Origin of the sequence: Paracoccus versutus (assembly GCF_029909795.1) — a bacterium.
Lineage (GTDB): Bacteria > Pseudomonadota > Alphaproteobacteria > Rhodobacterales > Rhodobacteraceae > Paracoccus > Paracoccus versutus.
Map to the genome: position 1 here is coordinate 226,209 of NZ_CP038196.1, position 19,760 is coordinate 245,968.

Genomic DNA, 19,760 nt, shown 5'->3' on the forward strand with positions numbered 1-19,760 from the left:
GCTAGAGGCCGAGGCCGCGCTTGCGCCCGAAATCCCAATCGACGCCGCCATCGTCGCGGGCGACGCCGGAGACATGGCGGCCGATCTGCTTTTCGAGAGAGGGCGACCAGGGCACGAGCTGGAAGCCAAGGCCGTCGTCGAGCATGGCGAAGCGGCCAGACGCGAGGGCGAGGCGCTGGCGATAGGTGCCGGCGACATACTCACCGCTTCCGGCGCGGTTGAACGGCATGCCGGTCTCGGCGGCGAGTTGTTCTCCCACCGCCCGCAGTTCCCGATTGCGCAGGGTGGCGAGCAGCCGGCGCGCGAAGACGACGCGACCGCCCTGCCGCTCGGCAAGGTTCTCTCCGATGAGATGTTCAGCCCGCTCATCCATCGCCTGACGGACTTCCGCGCCGAAACCGCTGTCGGAAAGCGCGATGGGCTCGCGGGCGATGGCCTGCCGGTCGAGCCAGGTCGAGCCGGTGGCGCCGACCTGTGCCCCAAGGTCGAGATCGGAACGAACGGCGAGTGCGACCCGGCGTGTGCCCTGCGCGTCCTCATAGGATCGCAACTCGACGATCGAGCCGGGCGGGCTGTCGCCCGCAGCGTCAAGATGCGGCAGCTTGATGTGGTGGGTGCGCCCGTCGACACCATCGACCACGGCATAGGCCGAGGCCTTCAACTCGTCATCAAGGCCGCGCTCGACCAGCCGGCCGATGACGGGAACGTCGAGGCTCTCGCCGGCGAGGACATAACTGGCCGACCCGCGCTCGATGCCGCGCTCGGTCAGGGCGCGGTGCATGCGCTTGATGATGTCGCCGCGCTCGCCGAGCTCGCGTAGCACCGTCTCGGCCTCGGGCTTGATGAACCATTGCGAATGCCCGACCTGACCGGCGACCCCGAGGATTTCAAGGGTGCGAAGTCGGCCGACCTTCAGGGCATGGAACTCGTCCGGCTGGCGGTCTGCGGACGGAGCGAGGTCGACGATGCCGAACTTGCCGGCGTCACGCACAAGCTGCCGGTCAAGCTGGGTCCAGCGTTCTGCCTCGATCTGGCTTTCGAGGGTGCGGCGGATGTCGTGATCGGTGCGCGGTCCAAGCTCCTGGGTGATGAGGTCGCGCGCCCGGTCGCGCATCCCTTCCTTGATGTAATCGCGGGAGATCACGAGGTCCTGGCCGTCGTCGCGCACGCCGCGCACGATCAGATGGACATGGGGATGGGCGGTGTTCCAGTGATCGACCGCGACCCAATCGAGCCGCGTGCCGAGATCGGCTTCTATCTGGCTGACAAGATCGCGGGTGAAGGATCTGAGGTCCGACATATCCGGCGCGTCGTCGGGCGAAACGATGAACCGGAAATGATGCCGGTCGTCGCCGCAGCGTTCGGCGAAGGCGCGGCCATCGGCATCCTCGGTTCCCGGCCCGAACAGCCGTGCCTTCTCCCCGTCGCGGGTCACGCCATCGCGGCGCAGATAGTCGAGATGCGTGCCCATCGGCGCGGATCGTGCGCCATGGCGAACCACCCGTGCCTTGACGACAGCCCCGCGTGTCCGGTTGGAGATGAGGCGATTGGCCTGGACGGTGGCGCGCTGCCCGCGCCCGAAGCGGGATCGGTTGGGCGAGGAAACGCGGCCGGATCGCGAGACGCCGCCGCCTGCTTTCTTCGCGGCTGCCAGGGCCTGCGCGATGAAAGGCCGGGCCTGCTGCGCGCGGGTCGAGCGGATGCGCCCCGGACGGATGCGGAACTCGTTCTCATCGGACATGGCAATGCCCCGCACGGCGTAAAACACGGCGGAAAATCAGTAAGATGGGCGCAGGGCGCACGGTGCGCGAAAGCGCTGCACGGTGCGGAACGCGCCGGAAACATGAACAAAAACAACCGCCCACATGAGCCGCACCGTGCGCTCTTTTATCCTGCCATCTTCCCGTCGTGGTGCCTGCCGCCACCCCCAGCGCCGTCCATGACGCGCCAGAGCCCGATGCAATGCGAAATGCGCCGTGGAGGGTCATGGCTGGTCCCCACCGGCATGGGGTGTGACGAAGAGCCCCTCCGGCTGCGATGCCGTGAGCGATTCCGGGGGCGCCGGGAGGAGCGAAGAGGCGTCGTCCGGCGCGCGATCGGGCGACGCCGGATCGGCGGTCGTGGCTCCTCCGCCGCGAGCGACGAAGATCTCCGCCTCGCGCCAGTCGAGCGGTTGGGCGGGCACCGCACCGCCGCCGACCGGCAGCTCGCCGAGCAAAGCGGGCGCAAGCGCAGCGACATAGGCGCGTGTCTCGGCCGGCAGCGGTCGATCCGCCACGCGGTATTCGTCATAGCGGGCCGGACCGGCATTGTAGGCCGCGAGCATCGCGGCCACATTGCCGTAGCGGTCCCACATCTCGCGCAGATAGGCCGTGCCCGCGAGGATGTTGTCGCGCGCATGATAGGGATCGTGGCCAAGGGCGTAACGGATGCGCAGATCGGCCCAGGTGTCGGGCATGACCTGCATCAGCCCCATCGCACCGGCTGACGATACGGCGCGCAGATCTCCGGCGCTTTCCGCGTGCATCACGGCAATGATCCATGCCGCCGGGATGCCGAAGCGTTGCGACGCCTCGGCGATATGGGCGTCGTGCGGATGCGCTGCGGCTGCACGATCCTGCGCAGCCGACTGCGCCAAAGCAGGCGGCGTGACGGCGGCCGGGATCAGCAGGCCGGAAAGGAGAAAGAGGATGATGCGGCGGCGGGCGCCGCATCTACCAGAGGCGGGACGAGTGCAGGACGTGAACATCATCACTCCTGTTCGTCGCGCTTCTTCTGGCGGGTCCAACGCAGGTTCCAGTCGCGGCCGTCCTCGTCCGACTGGAACAGGCGGGCGCGGATCGGCTGCTGGAAGGCGGGATCATCCAGCAGCACCGCGATGTATGGCCCTGCGCTTTCCCCGGTGTGCTTCCACCCTGCGCCGACTTCCGGGCCATCCTCGTCGCCGAGATGGATGCGGTAGGCGGGCGCCTTCTCGGACTCGGCATTGTCGGCAGGAACGAAGGTCAGTTCCAGGTCGAGCGAGAGGGTGCGAAGCTGCCCGGAAAAGCCGGACGGAGTGCGGGTGAATTGACCGATCTGTGGCATTGGAGGTTCCTTCCTCATGCGGTGGATGAGATGCGGGCCGCTCGCACGCCCCGCTGTGGACGCGCCGTCACCGCACCGGCGCGCGCCAGACGAAGCGGCTATCGCCGTCTTCGTCGGTTAAAAGCGGGGTGGCCCGACCGATCACGGTCGAGGCCGGCAGCGGGCCGAAATAGCGCCCGTCGAGACTGTCGCTCACGTCGAGGTTCATCAGGAAAACCTCGCCCTCGGCGATGATGCGGCAGCCCTGCCAGACCGGCAGGTCGCGGCCTTGGCTGTCGCGGTCCCGCGCCTCGCCGAGCGGAACGGCATCGACCATGATCGCGCGGCCGTCGCGGCAAACCCACTGTCCCGGCAATCCGACGACGTGCTTCAGGAGCGGCACATCGGGCGCGATATAGCCGCGATGGACCATGAAGTCGGCGATAGGCTCGGGAGGCAGGACGGCGACAAGATCGGGCACCTCGATCCTGTCTGCGGGCGCAATCGTGTAGAAGCCGATCGGCACGCTGGCCGAAGCGTTCCAGACCAGCCTTGGCGCGGTCGGAACGCCGCTCGCGAGCATGATCGCGAGCGCGGCCGCCGTTGCCGTGACATAGCGGGCGCGGCTCACAGTCCGATCTCCCGGCGGCGGAGCCATGCCCGGTGGCGCTCGTCCGTGTAGGGGCGCGGTGCCTCGCCCGCGTTCATCCAGTGACCGACATGACGCCAGTGATCCGGGTCGACCTCGGCGGGGTCGATGCCTCGGGATTCGACGGCATCGACATGGCGAAGGACTCCCTCGACCTTGGGCCAGCCCTCGATCCGGAGCAGGATTTCGCCGCCCGGTCGCACGAAGGGCAGCGTTTGATACGCGCTGCCGGGTGCAACGGCGCGCAGGATGTCGATGCGCGAGATGATCGTGCCGTAGTCGTTGGCCGCCCAGCGGACGAAGCCGAACACCGCATTGGGTCGGAACGAAACGATGCGATGGGAGCGGTCGAGGATCTGGGTTTCGACCTCGTGGCCGAACCTGATCCAGAACTCGATCCGCTTTTCCACCCATGTCAGTTCGACGCGGGTGAGATCGTCGTCGTGTGCGCCCGCACCGATCATGGCCGATCTCCTGATGTGTCGGGGAACTCGCGCGCGAGCAGTTCGCGCAGCATGTCGGCGACCGTGATGCCGCGATTGAAGGCAGCAACCTTGATGCGGCCGCGCATCGCAGGGGTGACATCGATGGTCAGCCGGGCGGTATTGGCGGGCGCGGCACCTTCGCGCGCAGCGGATGTATCACCGGCCTTGATCCAGCCGTCGGGATCGGTCGGGCGCGCTGCAAAGCCGCGCTTGTCGGTGCGTCCGGTCATGACGCACCTCCGTCGTGGAACGGCAGCACCGTGGCGATGCGCGCCCGCGCGCGCTCGGCCATGTCGGGGTCGATCTCGCAGCCAATATAGCGCCGGCCGGATAGCCGGCAGGCTTCGCCGGCCGCGCCGGACCCGGCGAACCAGTCCCCGACCAGCCCGCCCTCGGGGCAGCTTGTGCGGATCAGGATCTCCAGCAGCGCCGAGGGCTTTTCGGTGGGGTGGATGGCCCGGCCGTGGCAATTGCGCAGGTAGATGACGGAGCGCATCAGGCGCGGCCCGCCGTCCTGGCTGACGTAGTGGCCGGCGTCGATCTGGCCGGTATGGGGAGGACGGCGCTTGCGGCGAACCGTTCGCGCCGTTGCATCGGGCGTGGTCTGGACGTCGTTGTAGATGTCCCGCCAGGCCGTCTCTGCTGGATAGAATTGCACTGCCAGCTCATGCACACGTTTGAAGCGATCGGCATGAAACCCGGTGCCGTTCTGCTTTTCCCAGACGATCTCCTGCGCAATCCGCAAGCCGGCATCGGCGAAGCGGTCGGCGGTCGCCATGAAGCAGCGCAGCGAGCCGAAGACCCAGAGCGAGCCGGTGGGGCGGAGGGCGGCGCGCGCCAGCGCGATCCAACCCTCGACGCGCCGATCCCAAGCGAGCGACGTGTCGCCATAGGGCGGATCGGCGAGGATCATGTCAAAGGGCGCGTGCCAGGGCATTTCTTCGCGGCAATCGCCGGTGAGGACGGTCATCGTGCGGCCCTCCCGATGCCCAGCCCTTCGATCTCGGCGGTGAGTGCAGCAATCTCGCGGGCGGCGGGAGACTGGCGGTCGATCTCGCTGGCCAGCCGCCCGGCCTGCGCCGCGTCGGCGAAGACGACGCGCTGGCCGATGGCGGTGGCGAGCATCGGCGGATCGTGATCGGCGAGCGTTTCCGCCGTCTCGCGCGCGATGATGGTGCGCGCGCCGCAGCGATTGAGCGCGAAGCGGGCGGTGAGCTGCGGCCGGTAGATGCGGGCCTCCGCCAGGAGGGCCAGCATCTCGGCCGAGGCCCAGCCGTCGAGGGGTGACGGCTGCACCGGGATCAGCACCAAGTCGGCGGCGAGGAGCGCGGAGCGCATGAGGCCGGCGACGCGAGGCGGGCCGTCGATGACGATGTGATCGGCATCGCGAGCCAGCTCGGGTGCCTCCCGGTGAAGCGTGTCGCGCGCGAGGCCAATGGTGCCGAACAGCCGTGGCAGTCCCTCGCGGGCACGCTGCTGCGACCAGTCGAGCGACGATCCCTGTGGATCGGCGTCGACGAGGGTGACGCGATTGCCCCGGCCAGCCAATTCACCAGCGATGTGCAGCGCAAGCGTCGTCTTGCCGACGCCGCCCTTCTGGTTGAGGAGCGCGATGATCATTTGCCACCTCCCGAAGGATCGAGAGGAAGGCGGGGTGCTTCGGTGTCCTCTGGAGCCGCCGTCGCCTGCTGATTGGAGGCAGTGCGAGATGCCGAAGGGGTGGCGGATTCCGTCTTCTTTGCCTCAATGCGGAGGCTTCGCGCGGTGTCGCGGATGAGGTTTTCCACATCGCGCGCCCGCTCTTCAAGGTTAGAGTCTATGTTAGACTCTAAGTTAAGGGAGCGATTTCGTGAACGGTTTCCGTGCGTTAGGGCCGGTTTCGGTTCCTGATAGCACGATAGTCCGGTTCCCGATAGCACGATAGCCTGGGTTCCCGATAGCACGAGGCCATTCACAGGCTTTCCACAGGGCGGAACGGGCTCGAAAGCGAGCAGCATCCGCCCGCCGATCTCGGCCTCCAGGAATAGCGTGTAGCCCGGCAGCGGCTGGCGGCGGATGATGTCGCGCAGCTCGAAAGCAAAGCGCTTGAAGGGCGACAGGCTACCGGATTTCTGGTGGAGATGGTGGAAGTCGAAGCGCCAGCCACCCTGCTGGCGGCCGCCGTGCTTACGCACCAAGCGGTAAAGCCAGCGGTCGAGGCCGCCGGTCAGGTCGAAATAGGTCCGGTCGATGGTCAGCACGAGGGCATCGACGAGGACGGCCTGGTAGAACCAGTCCGGCACGATCATCTCGATACCGTCCGGGCGGCCGTTGCGGTCAGTCCGTTCTTGCCACTCGTTGATCCAGGAAAAACGATGCCGGCGTCCTTCGACCGGTTGCCGGATCGAGGTCGAGATCGTGGTCGATTGCAGCCGGTCGAGCGCGGCCTTCAGGCGCTGGTAGTCGCGAAGCGACGTGCCGCGCCCGACATAGGTGAGGATTTCATAGGGCGTAGCGGCCATCAGCCGGGAGGTTCGAAGCCCGTTATCGCGGGCTTCGACGATCTGGCTGGCTGCCCAGATCAGGATATCGGCATCCCAGATCGTGGCCATGCCGTGATCGGGAACCGCCTCGACCCGGATGGTCACGTTGCCGGCAGCGAAGTCGATGGGCGCAACGCGCTTCGACTTGGCGAGGGAGAAGAAGGGATAGGCCATGAGGTCCTGCGCATCTCGTGGCGCGAAGTCGCCGGGGAGCGCCCTGAACAGGTCGAGTTGCCCGCGCTCGGAAAGGGATCGACGTCGCACCGCCATGAAGTGAACCGCGAGCGGTTAGCGAGCGTAGCGACCGGCTTGCGGTCCGTTCGGAATGGCTTGTCGCTTGGCGGGCAGAACGGAGCCGCGTGGATCGGAGGTCGATGTAACCGCGCCGCGATCTGCCCAGGTTTCGAGATCGTCGATGGCATAGACGACACGCCCGCCGAGTTTGCGATAGGCCGGTCCAGTGCCGTAGGTGCGGTGCTTTTCGAGGGTGCGAGCCGAGAGGCTGAGAAATTCGGCGGCTTCCTTGGTGCGCAGAAAGCGCGGCGGCAAAACGACGGGTTCGTGCGGCATGGAACGGGCCTCCGTGGTGTTGGGACGGCCGCTGCGGATCAGCGGCGGGCAACGACCACGGTGGCGAAGAAGAACCGGCGAGGTGCAGGGCGAACTTGGGGGGTATCGAAATCGCCCACCATCGGGCGTGCGGAATCGCGCTAGCGTGGACGCCGATGACGCAGGAGTTTCCTATAACCGCCCGCGACCATGGACCGGGCATCGCGCAGCAGCGATTTGACGGCATGGCGGGCAGACGATGCCTGCCATTCGTCGCGGTCGAGCCGAGGGATGTTCAGCAGAACCTGCGCGATTTCCTGTTGGGTGGCGCCGGCTCTCTCGCCGTCGAAAGCACGCAACATGCGCCGAAGGCGCATGCGCTGCTGGCGCGTCAGGCGTGTATCGGGTGGTATCGCACGGCCATGAAGGGCGGAAAGAAGGCGACGTATGGATTCGATGCGATCAAAGCCGCCGAGATCAAGCGGCACCACGGCGACGGCAACCTTGTCCGCGGCGATGGCGCAGTCGAGAATCTGCAGGTATTGGCCATTGTCGAGAATGAAGCGGAAGTCCCTGTCGGCAACATCTCCAGGGGAGGTAACGCGCCATATCATTGGGGCGCGATGCTGATCGTTCGTCAACTCAGATGGGGCTTCAGTCAATATAACGACGCTGGTGTCCTCCTGAGGCAGCCAGAAAACCGGAGCATCAGGTGGCGCGGCCTGAGGATCGACCGGGAAATCGCAAGCCCCACCGCTGCCGGATTCGCTCCGCCAGCGGTTCGGGGTCCCCAAGGTCAGAAGCCGACTCCTCGAAGTCTGCGTCATAGGCTTCGTTGCGGCGAAGGCATTCCCATGCCAGGTCGGATGCCGTCAGTGCATCCAGGTGGTCATATTCGGTCGAAGAACGCCAGGTTGATGCGTCAGGTGTCATTGCGGCCTCCCAAGCCTTTCCGAGGGGGAAGACTCAAGATTCCCTCACGGGTTGAGCTGGGGAAGCAAGGTGACGGTCAACAGGTGATGCGTCCGACGCATCACGATCAGGTTTTATGCTGGCTTTCGCGGACCAACTCGCGATAGCCGTGTTCGGTCATCCAATGCGCGCGGTCAAGATGAGCATCATGGATAGACCGGCAGCGGTCGGGATCGGATTCGGGATCGAGGCCAAAAAGTATTTGCACCGCCTCGCGCCAATCGGCGCCGTCGCGCTCGGCATCGAGCAGGCGCAAATAGAGTTTCATATGGTTGCGATCATACGATGTCAGCGAATCGCTTGAAGGCGGTTTGTCCTGAAACGCCTCTATTGCCTGTCCCATCACGCTCTCGTCGTCCCCTGTAACGTATTTGTTAACCACCTCCCGGAAGAGATGGCCACCATTTTTGACAAGAGCGCGTTGTTGCGACGGCCTCGATGCTACCGTCTCGCGTTGGTGCCTTCATGAAGCAGCAGCACGCCTTCGCCCTTGTCGGTGGAGAGGAGAACAATCCCGGCGGCTTCGAGTGCCCGGCGCACTTCATCGCGTGTGGACTCATATACCTCGAGCCGGTTCTCCGATTCGAGGCGCTTGAGCGCGGTCAATGATACTCGGGCCTTGTCAGCGAGCGTCTCCTGCGTCCAACCCAGCAACGCGCGTGCGGCCCGTGACTGTCGGGCGGTGATCATACATGATCACCTCCCATTCGGACCTGCACGCACTCCAGAACTACGACTATTTTAGCTGTTCTGTGCCGCCGCGCTACCCTGATTCTATATGGAAACGCCTTGTCCAGCGGAACTTGGTCGTATTGCCTCTCATCTGATTCGGTCGCCGAGAAGCTTTGCCCTTGCCGGGGGAGAAGATTCTCGTTTCGTGCAAAGGGAGAGGGATGGGGTTTGGGGAAGGGGGGAGGGAACCGTCCCCTTCCCCATGGGTGGGTTCAAGGGAGGGGTTTCCCCTCCCTTGGGGAGGATGTTTGAAGGAGGGGGCTTGCCCCTTCCTTCATGGGGAGAGCGTTGAGAGGGGGGCTTGCCCCCCTTTCATCAGGCCTGCCGGCCGGTCGATCCGGCCGGCGGGGCTATTGGTGGCAGACCAGGAGCGGAAGGCGGCGGATGCCGCCTTCCGTGGGGCTCAGTCGGTGTCCGGTCCCCAGAGCGGATTGCGCGCCGGATCCTCGGCGAAGCGGGCCGTGCCGTCGAGTTCGCGGATCACGGCCTCGATGGCGTATCCGCCGATACGGGTTCGGCCCTGGGCGGCGAGGATGCCGACGGCAGTCGGGTCGGCCTCGACGGCACGGATCGCCGTTTCCATGTCGTCGTGCGGCACCAGGTTCTCGATGGCGATCACGTCGCCGTCCTCGTCGTAGCCGCCATGCAGGTACATCGACGCCTCGGCGAGACGCTGCGCGGCCAGTTCGGCGTCGCAGATCAGCCGGAAGGCGCGCCGGCGGTCGCGCCAGTAGGCCGGGCTGCCGGGGTCGATGGGGTTGTGCGTGCGGTTGGTCATGGCGTGTCTCCTTTCGGTCTCTGACGGGAGGAGGCAGCACCGTCGCCGCAAGGTGTCGGGATCGCGCAGCGACCGCCCTGGGGCGGCGAGTGGGGGAGCCGATTTCCTGACGACGCCCCTGGGCGGCGGCTGGAAATTGGGGGGACCGCTCGTCCTCGACAGCGCAGCGGCAGGTGCAAACCTCCGGACGAGAGAGACCGAAAGGAGACATTTAAGACCGGGGAGGTCCGGAGGGGGCGACCCCGCCGGAGGCTTTCCGGCCGGTCGATCCGACCGGGAAGCCTTCTCTTGCCGGCGCGACATTGGTGCGATCCGGTGCGAACATGGAAAACCCGGCGGCTGGCGCCGCCGGGCTCCGGGTTTCCCGCGTCAAAACGGGATCTCGTCCTCCCTGTCGATATATTCGCCGTCGTCGTTCTCGGCCTGCTTTGCCCGGCTCAGGAAACTGATCGTCTCGGCGATGATCTCGCAGCCGTAGCGGTCTATGCCCTGCTGGTCGGTCCATTTCGTATAGTGGATGCGGCCGCGGACCAGAACCTTCATGCCCGTCTCGCAATATTCCTGGACCGTCTTGCCGAGGCCGTTGAAGCAGGTGATGCGGTGCCATTCCGTCTCTTCGACCCGATAGCCGTTCTTGTCGCGCATCACGCGGCCTTCCGAATAGCGGGGGCGCGAGGTGGCCAGGGTGAACTGGGTGATGGCGGTGCCGCCCTGGGTGGTCCTGGCTTCGATGTGCTTGCCGATGTTGCCGGCGAGGATGACGATGTTCTGCATTGTAGGTCTCCGTTGCTTCCCCGGAGGGACCATTCCCTCCGACGAGACCCGGGAAAGTCCGTCGGGAGGCACCTGCAACTGACGCCCCCTTGGGCGGCAGCTTGCCCGCAAGGCTTCGGAGTGGGGCGGGCAGCCGCGCTTGCGCGGCAACACGGTCCGGAGCCTTGGGGGTTGCCGGTGAAAACCGAACGGAGTTAGGGGCTCAGTCAGGCGGAGGGATTGGTGCGTCCGGGAGAGGATCGGAGACAGGTCGCAACTTCATCGTCCTTGCCGGCACCATCGGCTCATCGAGGCAAGGACCTTCGGGCCAGGCACCCGCTTGCCTCCCTTTCCGGCCACCTTCGCGGCATCCGCCGGAAGGCCGGGTGATCCGGGACGAGAACGATCAGGCTGTCGGGTTGGGGAGATGGAATGGCACTGCCCCGCCGATCCAGAGAACGGCCGGCCAGGCCCGGCAATATTGCGAGATTGGGTGCGGAAGGTCCCCGCGCCCATCGTCACGTCACGAAATGGACCGACCAGCAGGGCAGGGACAGCGTGGTGCGTGCGGTGATGCCGCAGAAGAAGGATTTCCCAAGCCGGCAAAGCAGGCCGGGAACGATGGCGGCAGGACTGGCGAAGGGATGACGAACCGATTTTTCGCGCGGGAACCCGGAGGCTGGTGGTACCGGCTACCGGGTTTCCTTCCGGGAGCAATGGATCACGCCCGCAAATGCGGTTCCCTGTCCGGGCGCGGGACAGCAGAAAATCGAACCACGCCCGCCGCCCACGCGACCTTGCGAGAGGATCGTCACCGGCATCGGCCGAAACCGCATCGCGGGTTCGGTGAGCGCCCCGCGGGGCGCGAGTAGAGCCGTCCTCCGAAGGGGGCTCGCCCAGCTTCCTGCTGTCCTCTGTCAGTAATACTTAGAAAGTTTTCTGTCAGAATTCTGAACGGGTTTGCATTGCGGCCGCCACTCCGTGGCCGGTGCGAGCCCTTACCGGACGGTCGGCTACTCCGGCGTTGTTTGCGTTTTCCAGGCTGCCGAAATATTTCTTGGGCAGTTAGTCACTCAGGACGGCTGAGTTGATGTCCCAACTGCATGAGGCTACATTGCGCACAAAGGCTGACGTTTTTATTATCGAGAGCTTGGATCCGGATGATGAGGGTAACGGCCGATTTGAAGGCGGCGTGATCTCGCAAATTTTGAGATTGCATAGAAAGCAACCGCTCTATCGGTACGTCCGAACGATCGAAGAATTCAAGGCGGCAGTCAAGGAATTTGGCAAGTCCAGATACCGATATCTCCATATTTCCGCACATGGAGACCCGGAGGGACTGTGCACCACCAATCAGGAAACTATCGACTTCGACGAGTTGGGCGACATGTTGCGGCCCCATCTCAAGGGCAGGAGGCTTTTCTTATCAGCTTGCTCTATGGTCCACAACGACATGGCAGCTTACGTGATCCCGAAGACGGAATGCTTTTCCATTATGGGGCCTGAAGATGACATTGAATTTCATCGGGCTGCGCTGTTTTGGGCTTCCTTGTACCATCTCATGTTCCTCAAAGATGCCGAGAAGTTTAACCGCGCAAGATTGACTGAGACCCTGACGAAGGCGTCAGCCCTGTTCGAAGTCAACATCAAGCTCTTCTGTCGATCAGACAACAAAAAAGGCTTCGATGAAGTTGACGTTCATTCATACACGAAGCCTAAAAAGAAACCTGGGCCAAGGCGGGGATAAGTTCTGGGCATAAGCGCGACAGGTGCGACAAAACGGCGACCTTAGCCAAGCCGACCACGAAATCGCGCACGATGACCGTATGCTTCGTCCGCTGCGTCCCGATTGCAGACCACTACCGTCATGCGAAGTGCGACAGTTTTGGCTGGGGTTTGGACGTGCTTCCGCCTGACGCGCTGGCCCAACGGGCCAGCGATACGGCCCGCCAGAGCCCAAATCCGATGCCTCCGACACCTAGATACGTGAGAAGAAGGCCACGCCGAGGGCATTGAGATGCGCCATGGCCGAACCGCCGATGATGACGCCGCCGATACCGCCGAGGATGTTCAGGGCGATGCTGGAATCGATGGCGTTTTTGGCGATGCCGTAGATCAGCGCATAGCCCGCGATGGTGGCCGGGATGGCGAAGAGCCCGAGGGCGGCAAGCCGGAAATAGGGATTCGTGGCGAATGCCAGGACGGCGATGACGAAAGTCACCGACAGGATAGCGCCGCCGAAAGCCGCAAGCCCGGACAGGAAGACGCCGGCATCGGTACCATGCACATATTGGAACACGCTCATGGCGACCCAGAAGGGCAGGGCGAAGACGGCGAGCTTGAAGGCGATCACGGCGGCGGCGATCGTCAGGGAAAGGGCGAGCAGGATCAGAAACATCGAAGCCTCCATGGAGGATGTGACAGGGGATCACGCCAGGCTGTCCGAGAATAGGCTCCGCCTGCGGTTCTGCGTCTACGCCGTTACTTCGAGTGGGGACCATCATGCCCGGGAGGGCATGATGCGTCAAGGCGAGGGAATTCGGGGTGGCGCTTACGCGCCGCCGTCGAACTTCATGACCGGGATACCGAGCTTGCGGGCCTTGTCCGCAAGGTTCTCCTGAATCCCGGTGCCGGGGAAGACGAGGACGCCGATCGGCAGCACGTCCAGCATGGCATCGTTGCGCTTGAAGGGCGCGGCCTTGGCGTGCTTCGCCCAGTCGGGCCGGAAGGCGACCTGCGGCACCTTGCGGTGATCGGCCCAGCGGGAGGCGATCAGTTCCGCCCCCTTGGGCGAGCCGCCGTGCAGCAGCACCATGTCCGGGTGCTTGGCATGGACCTGATCGAGCTTCGCCCAGATCAGGTGGTGGTCGTTGAAGTCGGCGCCGCCGGTTACGGCCACCTTCGGGCCGGCGGGCAGCATCACCTCGGTCTCGGCACGGCGTTTCGCGGCAAGGAAGTCGCGGCTGTCGATCATCGCGGCGGTCAGGTTGCGATGGTTGACCATCGAGCCGCTGCGCGGCCGCCAGGCGCTGCCGGTGTGGTGCTCGAAAGCCTCGGCGGCGAGGTCGCGGAAGAGTTCCATGCTGCTCCGCCGTTCGATCAGGGTCTGCCCCTCGGCCGTGAGGCGTTCGAGTTCGACCGACTTCACCTCGCTGCCGTCCTGTTCCCGCTGCATCCGGCGCTGCGCCTGCTCGTTGTCGTCGAGATCGCGTTCCACCCGGGCATTGGCGCGGTGGAAGAGATTGACGGCCCCCCAGAGCAGTTCTTCGAGATCGGGCTCGAGGCGGGTGTCATCGAGCGTCGAGACAAGGGCGTCGAAGATGTCTGTGACGGCGGCGGCGACGGTGTTGCCCTCGGGCAGCGGCCTCGGATCGGGTTCGTCCTGGAACGGGCGCCAGCCGTAGAGCTGGAGTTCGGAGAGGGCATGATCGGTCTGGGAGGAGGTGTGGACCGGCTCGGCCCCTGCATATTCGGTTTCGTTTTCCATCGGTTGCGTCCTTCGTCTGGAGACCGCGCCCATCGCGGCCTTCGCAGGCGTCGAAGCGCACGGGCGGGACGGGTTGGCAGCCCTCGCCCGCTCCGCGAGGGCCTTGATGGCCGGGTGCGGCTAATTTGCCTTTCGCGATGCAAAGGCGGCGCAGCCGCCGGCGGAAATTAGCCGGACGCGGCCATTGCCTGCCCGGCCCGCTTGTGCGCCGATCGCCCTCTCAGAAGGCCGTGGGTGCGGGACTCTCTGACGATGGATGCACGTGCCGATGGCGAAAGACCGAAACCGGCAGAGGCCGAGCCGGGCCGTGCCTGCGGGGCCGATCACACCCTCACCCCTCCATGAACCGGCGGACGTCATCAGGATGAAGCTGATCCTTCAGACGCGCCCGGAGGGCATCGGCGCCGTGGCGTCGCAGATCGTCGTTGAAATCGCCCTCGCGCGGCGTGAGCGATATCGCCTCGATCCCGAGGCTCTCTGCTCTGGCGACCAGGCTGTCTCCGGCGCCATCCCCGGCCGGATCGCGATCCCTGACGACATAGAGCCGGCGCAGCGACGGCGGGAACAGGATGGCAACGAGGTGAGCGGCCGAAAGCGCCGCCAGCATCGGCATGCGGGGCAGAACCTGACGGGGCGACAGCACGGTCTCGATGCCCTCGCCGGCGGCAAGCACCTCAGCGGCGGTGCCGAAGCGGACGGCGTGCCCGAGAAGATCGCCCATCGCCCGCCGCGGTGTCTCGACAGCCGCCTTGCCGGACCCATCCGGGGCGAGCCAGGTGCGATGCGCGCCGGTTTGCTGGCCGGAGAGATTGGTGACGGCGGCAACGAGTGCCGGCCTGATCTCGGTGGGCGAATGCTCGTCGGGCCGATAGTAGCACCGGGGATGGTAGCGCAGCGCGGCGGTGCCCGAGAGGGAGGTGATCGCCCGCCCGTTGAGGTAGATCTCCGCAAGGGTGCCATGGATCGGCTGCGCCATGGCGAAGAGGCGGCGCGACGCTTCAGGCGAACCGGGCGCGCTGCCGGATGTGCTGCCGGTTGGCGTCTTCGTCAATTCCGGCTCGGGATGCGGGAGCGACAGGAAACGGCGCGCTTCCTCGGCCACGTCCCTGAAGTCGGCGACGCCAAGCGCCTCGCGGATGACGTCGAGCAGATCGCCATGCTCCCCGGTCGATGCGTCGGTCCATTTGCCAGCCGCGCCCTTGCCGAATTCCGGCCCGGTCAGGCGGACGAACATCGACCGGCCGGGATTGTTCTGCACGTCGCCGACCAGCCAGTATCGCCCGGCGCGGTGGCCGGACGACAGGTAGTGGCGGCACACCGCCTCGGCCTCCCGGCCGAGACGGATCGCCAGTTCGGAGGCGTCGTGCCGGGGCATCAGGCTGCCTCCCGCTCGCCGATGCGTTCGACCGACCAGCGGTCGAAGAGCTTGGCCAGCACGGCAGGTCCGCTGGCATCAACCGGCACGAACATGCGCAGCTTCCAGGAGATGATCTCGTGAAAGAGGCCATAAGCGGTGAGCCGCTGGCGCATGGTGTCGGTGAAGCCCGTAAGTTCGATGCGGTTCGCACCCATGACGCGGACCCGGCGAAGCTGGAGGCCCTCGGCAAGATCGAGGATCGTCCTGCCTTCCATCAGCGCCGCGAAGGCATCCTCCGGCGTGACCGACGCAATGCCGGTCTCGGTCGCATTGGCCGCCCAGGCCGGGGAGACCTTGCGGCCGATGATGCGCTCGCCCGCGTCAGACTGGAGGCGATAGACGCGGGTGGACTCGTTCGGCAGCCGTTTCCAGATCGGCAGCAGCAACCCCGTCACCATATGCAGGGTGGACTCGGCAAACTCCGGCACCTCGGCAACCTCGGCCTGCCAGGCCGATGCGAAGGCCTTCCGGTCGGCCTCGACCCAATGGGTTTCGCCCATCATCCTGACCGGGACGTTATGGGCCTCCATCGGCCGGATCAGGCGAACGCGGCGCTCGATCTCGCCATCGTCCAGCATGACGCTGGTGGTCGGAATCTGCACCGCTGCGCGCCCCGAGCGCTCGTTGATCCGCAGCCTGGCGCGTGGATCGTCGAGTTCCGCCAGGGCGGTGTCGAGCGTCACCGGGTGGTTGCGCCTGCGTTCGGTGATGGTCAGCAGGCTGGTCTCGGCTCCGGTGCGGGGATGGGTGTAGATCACCTGCCGGTCGGTGACGGTGAACGACTCCGCCCGCAGCGTCTCCAGCCCGGCATCATATGTCCCCGAGGCAATGGCGCCCTCGATGCGGGCAGTCAGAAGCTGCTCGAAGGCGGTGAACAGGATGCCTTGAAGCTCGATGGTCAGGGCCAGCAGGCGGTTGAGGAAGGTCGTGATGCCGGGCAGATCGTCCTTGATGCCGTTGCTGTCCATCAGCTTCAGCCCGGTGGCCGCCTCGAACCGCTCAAGGCTGCAACCCTCGACCCTGCCGCGCACCAAGAGGAGATAGAGCTGGCGCAGGGCATCACGCGCGTAATGCGACTCCAGGTTATCTTCAGGGCGAAACAGGCCCTGACCGCCGGTCTGTCGCTGACCGCGCGTGATCGCGCCGAGCGTGTCGAGGCGGCGGGCAATCGTGCTGAGGAAGCGCTTCTCCGCCTTCACATTGGTCGAGATCGGGCGGAACAGCGGCGGCTGCGCCTGGTTGGTGCGATGGGTGCGACCGAGGCCCTGGATGGCGGCATCCGCCTTCCACCCGGCTTCGAGGAGGTAATGGACCCGCAGCCGGGTGTTCTTCGCCGACAGTTCGGCGTGGTAGCTACGCCCGGTGCCGCCGGCATCGCTGAACACCAGCACGCGCTTGGCATCATCCATGAAGGCTTGCGTCTCGGCGAGATTTGCCGAGCCGGCACGGTTCTCCACGACGAGGCGGTCGATGGTGACGCCATCGCCGCGCTTGCGGATAATACGGCGCGAGCGCCCCGTCACCTCGGCCACAGTGTCGGTGCCGAAATGCTGGATGATCTGGTCAAGCGCGCCGGGAACCGGCAGCAGGCTCGCAAGGCTCGCGATCATCTCGTCCCGCCGGGCAACCGCCTCGCGGCTCTCGACCGGCTGGCCGTCCCGATAGACCGGGCGTGAGGACAGATTGCCCTCGGAATCTGTGAACGGCTCGTAGAGCTGGACCGGGAAGGAATGGGCGAGATAGTCCAGGACATATTCGCGCGGCGACAGGTCCATGTTCAGATCGCCCCATTCCTCGGTGGGGATCTCCGCCAGACGCCGTTCCATCAGCGCCTCGCCGGTCGAGACGATCTGGATGACGGCCGAATGGCCCGCTTCCAGATCCGCGGTGATCGAGCGGATCAGCGTCGGGGTCTTCATGCTGGTCAGGAGATGGCCGAAGAAACGCTGCTTGGCGGACTCGAAGGCCGAGCGCGCCGCGGATTTGGCCTGCCGGTTCAGCGTGCCGGAACCGCCGTCGCCGCCGGTGATATTCGCGGCCTGCATCGCGGCGTCCAGGTTGTTGTGGATGATCGCGAAGGCATCGGCATAGCTGTCGTAGATGCGGACCTGTTCCGGGGTCAGCTCATGGTCGAGCAACTCGTATTCGACGCCCTTGAAGGAGAGGGAGCGAGCGGTGTAGAGGCCGAGCGCCCGCAGGTCGCGGGCCAGGACCTCCATCGCCGCGACGCCGCCGGCCTCGATCGCCTCAACGAACTCGGCCCTGGTCGAGAACGGGAAATCCTCGCCGCCCCAGAGGCCGAGCCGCTGCGCATAGGCGAGGTTGTGGACGGTGGTGGCGCCGGTGGCCGAGACATAGACCACGCGGGCCTGCGGCAGGGCGTGCTGCAGGCGCAGCCCGGCACGACCCTGCTGGCTGGCGGCGACATCGCCGCGTTCTCCCTTGCCCCCGGCAGCATTGGCCATGGCATGCGCCTCGTCGAAAATCACCACTCCATCGAAGTCCTTGCCCAACCATTCGACGATCTGCCTGACCCTAGAAACCCTTTCGCCGCGATCATCGGAGCGCAGCGTAGCGTAGGTTAGAAATAGGATGCCTTCGTTCAGCGTGATCGGCTTGCCCTGCGGGTATCGTGACAGCGGCGTGACCAGCAGCCGCTCCATGCCAAGCGCCGACCAGTCGCGCTGCGCATCCTCCAGCAGCTTGTCGGTCTTCGAGATCCAGACCGCCTTGCGCCGCCCCTGCATCCAGTTGTCGAGGATGATCGCCGCGGATTCCCGGCCCTTGCCGACGCCGGTGCCATCGCCGACCATGAAACCCTGCCGGAAGCGGATGGCGCCTTCGGCATCCTCCGGCGCGGCGGCGAGATTGTCGAGGGTATCATCGACAGTCCAGCCCCCGGCGAGGAAACCCGCATGGGCCTCGCCGGCATAGATCACGGTTTCCAACTGCGCCTCGGACAGCTTGCCGAGAATGTCCTTCGGCAGCACCGGCCGATAGCTCGGCTTCGGCGGCGCGATGCTCGCCATCGAGGCCGATTGCACGAGCTGGGTCGGATGCGCCTGCGCCCCGGCGATGCGGATGGTCTGAAGACCGTAATCCTCGTAGATCGCGTCGGAGAGGCGGCCGCCCTCGGCCGGTTCCCAATCCACGGTCTCATAGGCGAGCGGCACGGCCTCCGGCTCGGCCAGAGGCGCGGCGGGCGCGGATCGCGCGGCGCGGTTGACGTAGCCGCGCACGGTGCGGGGCGCGGTGGGTCGTGCGACCGGCACGGCAACGTCAGAATCGACAGGCCGCCGGGCCGGAAGCTCCGCCAGCCAGCCGATCAGCGTGGCCACGTCCGGGGCGACACCGGGCGCGGCCGGAAACACCGCCGCATTTTCGGCGGGCAGCTTGTCGATGACGGTCAGCCGTGTGTCGATGGTGGTGCCGTGCTTGGCATAGACCGAACCATCGACGGCAGCGGAGAAGACCACGCGGCCGCGTTCCTGCAGCCGGGTCCAGGAGGCGGTCCATGCCGGATTGTCGGAGGCAAAGCTCGCGCCGGTGATGGTCACGAGCCGCCCGCCGGGCGCCAGGCGCGCCAGCGCCGAGGCGACATGGCGGAAGGCGGCGTCAGACCTGCGGCCCTCGACATTGGCCATGACCGAGAACGGCGGGTTCATCAGCACCACGGTCGGGATCAGGCCCGGATCGAGGTGATCGTCGATCTGGGCGGCATCAAGCCGGGTCACGGACAGGGCCGGAAAGAGGGAGGAAAGCAGGCCGGCGCGCGTCTCGGCGAGTTCGTTGAGCAGGAGCGTGCCGCCGGCGATCTCGGCCAGGATGGCGAGGAGCCCGGTGCCGGCCGAAGGCTCCAGCACCCGGTCGGCGGGCGTAATCGCCGCCGCCGTCAGTGCCGCGAAGCCGAGAGGGATCGGGGTAGAGAACTGCTGGAAGGTCTGCGCTTCCTCGGAACGCCGGGTGTGGGTCGGCAGGAGCCCGGCAATCTTGTCGAGTTGCGGCAGAATCGTCGCAGGTGACACGGCTTTGCGGAAAAGCGCCTTTCCGTATTTGCGCAGGAAGAGCACGGTCGCCGCCTCGCAGGCATCATAAGCGGTCTTCCAGGTCCATGCGCCGGTGGCGTCGGAACCGCCGAAACCCGCTTCCATCGCGCCGCGCAGCGTGGCGGCATCGACACGCTGACCGCGCTCCAGATGCGGCAGCAGCAGACCGGCAGCGGTGAAGACGCAGGCTGCGGTTTCAGCGTCATGGTCGAGCGGAAGCGGCGCGGTGGCGGATGCCGCCGCGGATGCAGAAATCATGTTCATCGGGGGTTTCCTCGGGAGAGCGGAAAGAGACCTAGCCGCG

21 protein-coding genes are annotated in these 19,760 nt (G+C 65.9%); 1 reads left to right on the forward strand and 20 read right to left on the reverse strand.

What is annotated here, in order from left to right:
* Position 1: 1 nt before the first annotated feature.
* The 16 genes from E3U25_RS01100 to E3U25_RS01175 form a co-directional block, all read right to left on the reverse strand.
* Complete coding sequence (locus E3U25_RS01100; protein ID WP_116223335.1) at positions 2–1,741, reverse strand: relaxase/mobilization nuclease domain-containing protein; 1,740 nt, start codon at positions 1,739–1,741, stop codon at positions 2–4.
* Positions 1,742–1,984: 243 nt separating this feature from the next.
* Entirely contained in the window at positions 1,985–2,749 is a 765-nt protein-coding gene (locus E3U25_RS01105) for a lytic transglycosylase domain-containing protein (protein WP_116223344.1), read from the reverse strand.
* Between the two features lie 2 nt (positions 2,750–2,751).
* Positions 2,752–3,087 (reverse strand): DUF736 domain-containing protein, encoded by a 336-nt coding sequence (locus E3U25_RS01110; protein ID WP_116223334.1) that lies wholly within the window; start codon positions 3,085–3,087, stop codon positions 2,752–2,754.
* Between the two features lie 67 nt (positions 3,088–3,154).
* The gene (locus E3U25_RS01115; RefSeq protein WP_116223333.1) at positions 3,155–3,697 is read right to left on the reverse strand and encodes a S26 family signal peptidase; all 543 of its coding nucleotides are present in this window, start codon (positions 3,695–3,697) and stop codon (positions 3,155–3,157) included.
* On the reverse strand, positions 3,694–4,179 hold the full coding sequence (locus E3U25_RS01120; protein ID WP_116223332.1) for a DUF2840 domain-containing protein: 486 nt from the start codon (positions 4,177–4,179) through the stop codon (positions 3,694–3,696). Before E3U25_RS01120 ends, E3U25_RS01115 begins: the two co-directional genes overlap by 4 nt.
* Positions 4,176–4,430 (reverse strand): ribbon-helix-helix protein, encoded by a 255-nt coding sequence (locus E3U25_RS01125; RefSeq protein WP_116223331.1) that lies wholly within the window; start codon positions 4,428–4,430, stop codon positions 4,176–4,178. Before E3U25_RS01125 ends, E3U25_RS01120 begins: the two co-directional genes overlap by 4 nt.
* The gene (locus E3U25_RS01130; protein WP_116223330.1) at positions 4,427–5,170 is read right to left on the reverse strand and encodes a DNA-methyltransferase; all 744 of its coding nucleotides are present in this window, start codon (positions 5,168–5,170) and stop codon (positions 4,427–4,429) included. Before E3U25_RS01130 ends, E3U25_RS01125 begins: the two co-directional genes overlap by 4 nt.
* Complete coding sequence (gene parA / locus E3U25_RS01135; RefSeq protein ID WP_116223329.1) at positions 5,167–5,820, reverse strand: ParA family partition ATPase; 654 nt, start codon at positions 5,818–5,820, stop codon at positions 5,167–5,169. Before parA ends, E3U25_RS01130 begins: the two co-directional genes overlap by 4 nt.
* On the reverse strand, positions 5,817–6,992 hold the full coding sequence (locus E3U25_RS01140) for a replication initiator protein A (protein ID WP_116223328.1): 1,176 nt from the start codon (positions 6,990–6,992) through the stop codon (positions 5,817–5,819). Before E3U25_RS01140 ends, parA begins: the two co-directional genes overlap by 4 nt.
* An 18-nt stretch (positions 6,993–7,010) precedes the next feature.
* Positions 7,011–7,292: a helix-turn-helix transcriptional regulator gene (locus E3U25_RS01145; RefSeq protein ID WP_116223327.1), complete on the reverse strand. Its 282-nt coding sequence runs from the start codon at positions 7,290–7,292 to the stop codon at positions 7,011–7,013.
* 140 nt (positions 7,293–7,432) lie between these two features.
* Positions 7,433–7,912, reverse strand: a complete 480-nt coding sequence (locus E3U25_RS01150; protein WP_244295389.1) for a DUF2285 domain-containing protein — start codon at positions 7,910–7,912, stop codon at positions 7,433–7,435.
* A gap of 67 nt (positions 7,913–7,979) precedes the next feature.
* Positions 7,980–8,204, reverse strand: coding sequence for a transcriptional regulator domain-containing protein (locus tag E3U25_RS01155; protein ID WP_116223325.1), 225 nt, complete (start codon positions 8,202–8,204; stop codon positions 7,980–7,982).
* 106 nt (positions 8,205–8,310) lie between these two features.
* Positions 8,311–8,586, reverse strand: a complete 276-nt coding sequence (locus tag E3U25_RS01160) for a DNA -binding domain-containing protein (protein WP_116223324.1) — start codon at positions 8,584–8,586, stop codon at positions 8,311–8,313.
* Positions 8,587–8,684: 98 nt separating this feature from the next.
* Complete coding sequence (locus E3U25_RS01165) at positions 8,685–8,933, reverse strand: helix-turn-helix domain-containing protein (RefSeq protein WP_116223323.1); 249 nt, start codon at positions 8,931–8,933, stop codon at positions 8,685–8,687.
* A gap of 445 nt (positions 8,934–9,378) precedes the next feature.
* Positions 9,379–9,753, reverse strand: coding sequence for a hypothetical protein (locus E3U25_RS01170; RefSeq protein ID WP_116221526.1), 375 nt, complete (start codon positions 9,751–9,753; stop codon positions 9,379–9,381).
* Positions 9,754–10,122: 369 nt separating this feature from the next.
* Positions 10,123–10,527, reverse strand: a complete 405-nt coding sequence (locus tag E3U25_RS01175; RefSeq protein ID WP_116221527.1) for a single-stranded DNA-binding protein — start codon at positions 10,525–10,527, stop codon at positions 10,123–10,125.
* Between the two features lie 1,069 nt (positions 10,528–11,596).
* Here E3U25_RS01175 and E3U25_RS01180 point away from each other — a divergent pair.
* Positions 11,597–12,253 (forward strand): hypothetical protein, encoded by a 657-nt coding sequence (locus E3U25_RS01180; protein ID WP_208861560.1) that lies wholly within the window; start codon positions 11,597–11,599, stop codon positions 12,251–12,253.
* Between the two features lie 231 nt (positions 12,254–12,484).
* On the opposite strand, the gene E3U25_RS01185 is transcribed toward E3U25_RS01180, so the two are convergent.
* The 4 genes from E3U25_RS01185 to E3U25_RS01200 all read right to left on the reverse strand — a co-directional run bounded on the left by E3U25_RS01185 (position 12,485) and on the right by E3U25_RS01200 (position 19,720).
* Positions 12,485–12,904, reverse strand: coding sequence for a hypothetical protein (locus E3U25_RS01185; RefSeq protein WP_116221761.1), 420 nt, complete (start codon positions 12,902–12,904; stop codon positions 12,485–12,487).
* A gap of 153 nt (positions 12,905–13,057) precedes the next feature.
* Positions 13,058–13,993 carry a DUF2493 domain-containing protein gene (locus E3U25_RS01190; protein ID WP_116221528.1) on the reverse strand — a complete coding sequence of 312 codons (936 nt, stop codon included), beginning with the start codon at positions 13,991–13,993 and terminating at the stop codon, positions 13,058–13,060.
* 331 nt (positions 13,994–14,324) lie between these two features.
* Complete coding sequence (locus tag E3U25_RS01195; RefSeq protein WP_116221529.1) at positions 14,325–15,368, reverse strand: DUF7146 domain-containing protein; 1,044 nt, start codon at positions 15,366–15,368, stop codon at positions 14,325–14,327.
* Positions 15,368–19,720, reverse strand: a complete 4,353-nt coding sequence (locus tag E3U25_RS01200; protein WP_116221530.1) for a strawberry notch-like NTP hydrolase domain-containing protein — start codon at positions 19,718–19,720, stop codon at positions 15,368–15,370. Before E3U25_RS01200 ends, E3U25_RS01195 begins: the two co-directional genes overlap by 1 nt.
* Positions 19,721–19,760 lie beyond the last annotated feature (40 nt).

Excerpts from the sequence above, each read along its gene's own strand:
- E3U25_RS01100 (WP_116223335.1), bottom strand. The coding sequence starts at position 1,741 with ATGTCCGATGAGAACGAGTTCCGCATCCGTCCGGGGCGCATCCGCTCG.
- E3U25_RS01105 (WP_116223344.1), bottom strand. The coding sequence starts at position 2,749 with ATGTTCACGTCCTGCACTCGTCCCGCCTCTGGTAGATGCGGCGCCCGC.
- E3U25_RS01110 (WP_116223334.1), bottom strand. The coding sequence starts at position 3,087 with ATGCCACAGATCGGTCAATTCACCCGCACTCCGTCCGGCTTTTCCGGG.
- E3U25_RS01120 (WP_116223332.1), bottom strand. The coding sequence starts at position 4,179 with ATGATCGGTGCGGGCGCACACGACGACGATCTCACCCGCGTCGAACTG.
- E3U25_RS01125 (WP_116223331.1), bottom strand. The coding sequence starts at position 4,430 with ATGACCGGACGCACCGACAAGCGCGGCTTTGCAGCGCGCCCGACCGAT.
- E3U25_RS01130 (WP_116223330.1), bottom strand. The coding sequence starts at position 5,170 with ATGACCGTCCTCACCGGCGATTGCCGCGAAGAAATGCCCTGGCACGCG.
- parA (WP_116223329.1), bottom strand. The coding sequence starts at position 5,820 with ATGATCATCGCGCTCCTCAACCAGAAGGGCGGCGTCGGCAAGACGACG.
- E3U25_RS01140 (WP_116223328.1), bottom strand. The coding sequence starts at position 6,992 with ATGGCGGTGCGACGTCGATCCCTTTCCGAGCGCGGGCAACTCGACCTG.
- E3U25_RS01145 (WP_116223327.1), bottom strand. The coding sequence starts at position 7,292 with ATGCCGCACGAACCCGTCGTTTTGCCGCCGCGCTTTCTGCGCACCAAG.
- E3U25_RS01155 (WP_116223325.1), bottom strand. The coding sequence starts at position 8,204 with ATGACACCTGACGCATCAACCTGGCGTTCTTCGACCGAATATGACCAC.
- E3U25_RS01160 (WP_116223324.1), bottom strand. The coding sequence starts at position 8,586 with ATGGGACAGGCAATAGAGGCGTTTCAGGACAAACCGCCTTCAAGCGAT.
- E3U25_RS01165 (WP_116223323.1), bottom strand. The coding sequence starts at position 8,933 with ATGATCACCGCCCGACAGTCACGGGCCGCACGCGCGTTGCTGGGTTGG.
- E3U25_RS01170 (WP_116221526.1), bottom strand. The coding sequence starts at position 9,753 with ATGACCAACCGCACGCACAACCCCATCGACCCCGGCAGCCCGGCCTAC.
- E3U25_RS01175 (WP_116221527.1), bottom strand. The coding sequence starts at position 10,527 with ATGCAGAACATCGTCATCCTCGCCGGCAACATCGGCAAGCACATCGAA.
- E3U25_RS01180 (WP_208861560.1), top strand. The coding sequence starts at position 11,597 with ATGTCCCAACTGCATGAGGCTACATTGCGCACAAAGGCTGACGTTTTT.
- E3U25_RS01185 (WP_116221761.1), bottom strand. The coding sequence starts at position 12,904 with ATGTTTCTGATCCTGCTCGCCCTTTCCCTGACGATCGCCGCCGCCGTG.
- E3U25_RS01190 (WP_116221528.1), bottom strand. The coding sequence starts at position 13,993 with ATGGAAAACGAAACCGAATATGCAGGGGCCGAGCCGGTCCACACCTCC.
- E3U25_RS01195 (WP_116221529.1), bottom strand. The coding sequence starts at position 15,368 with ATGCCCCGGCACGACGCCTCCGAACTGGCGATCCGTCTCGGCCGGGAG.
- E3U25_RS01200 (WP_116221530.1), bottom strand. The coding sequence starts at position 19,720 with ATGAACATGATTTCTGCATCCGCGGCGGCATCCGCCACCGCGCCGCTT.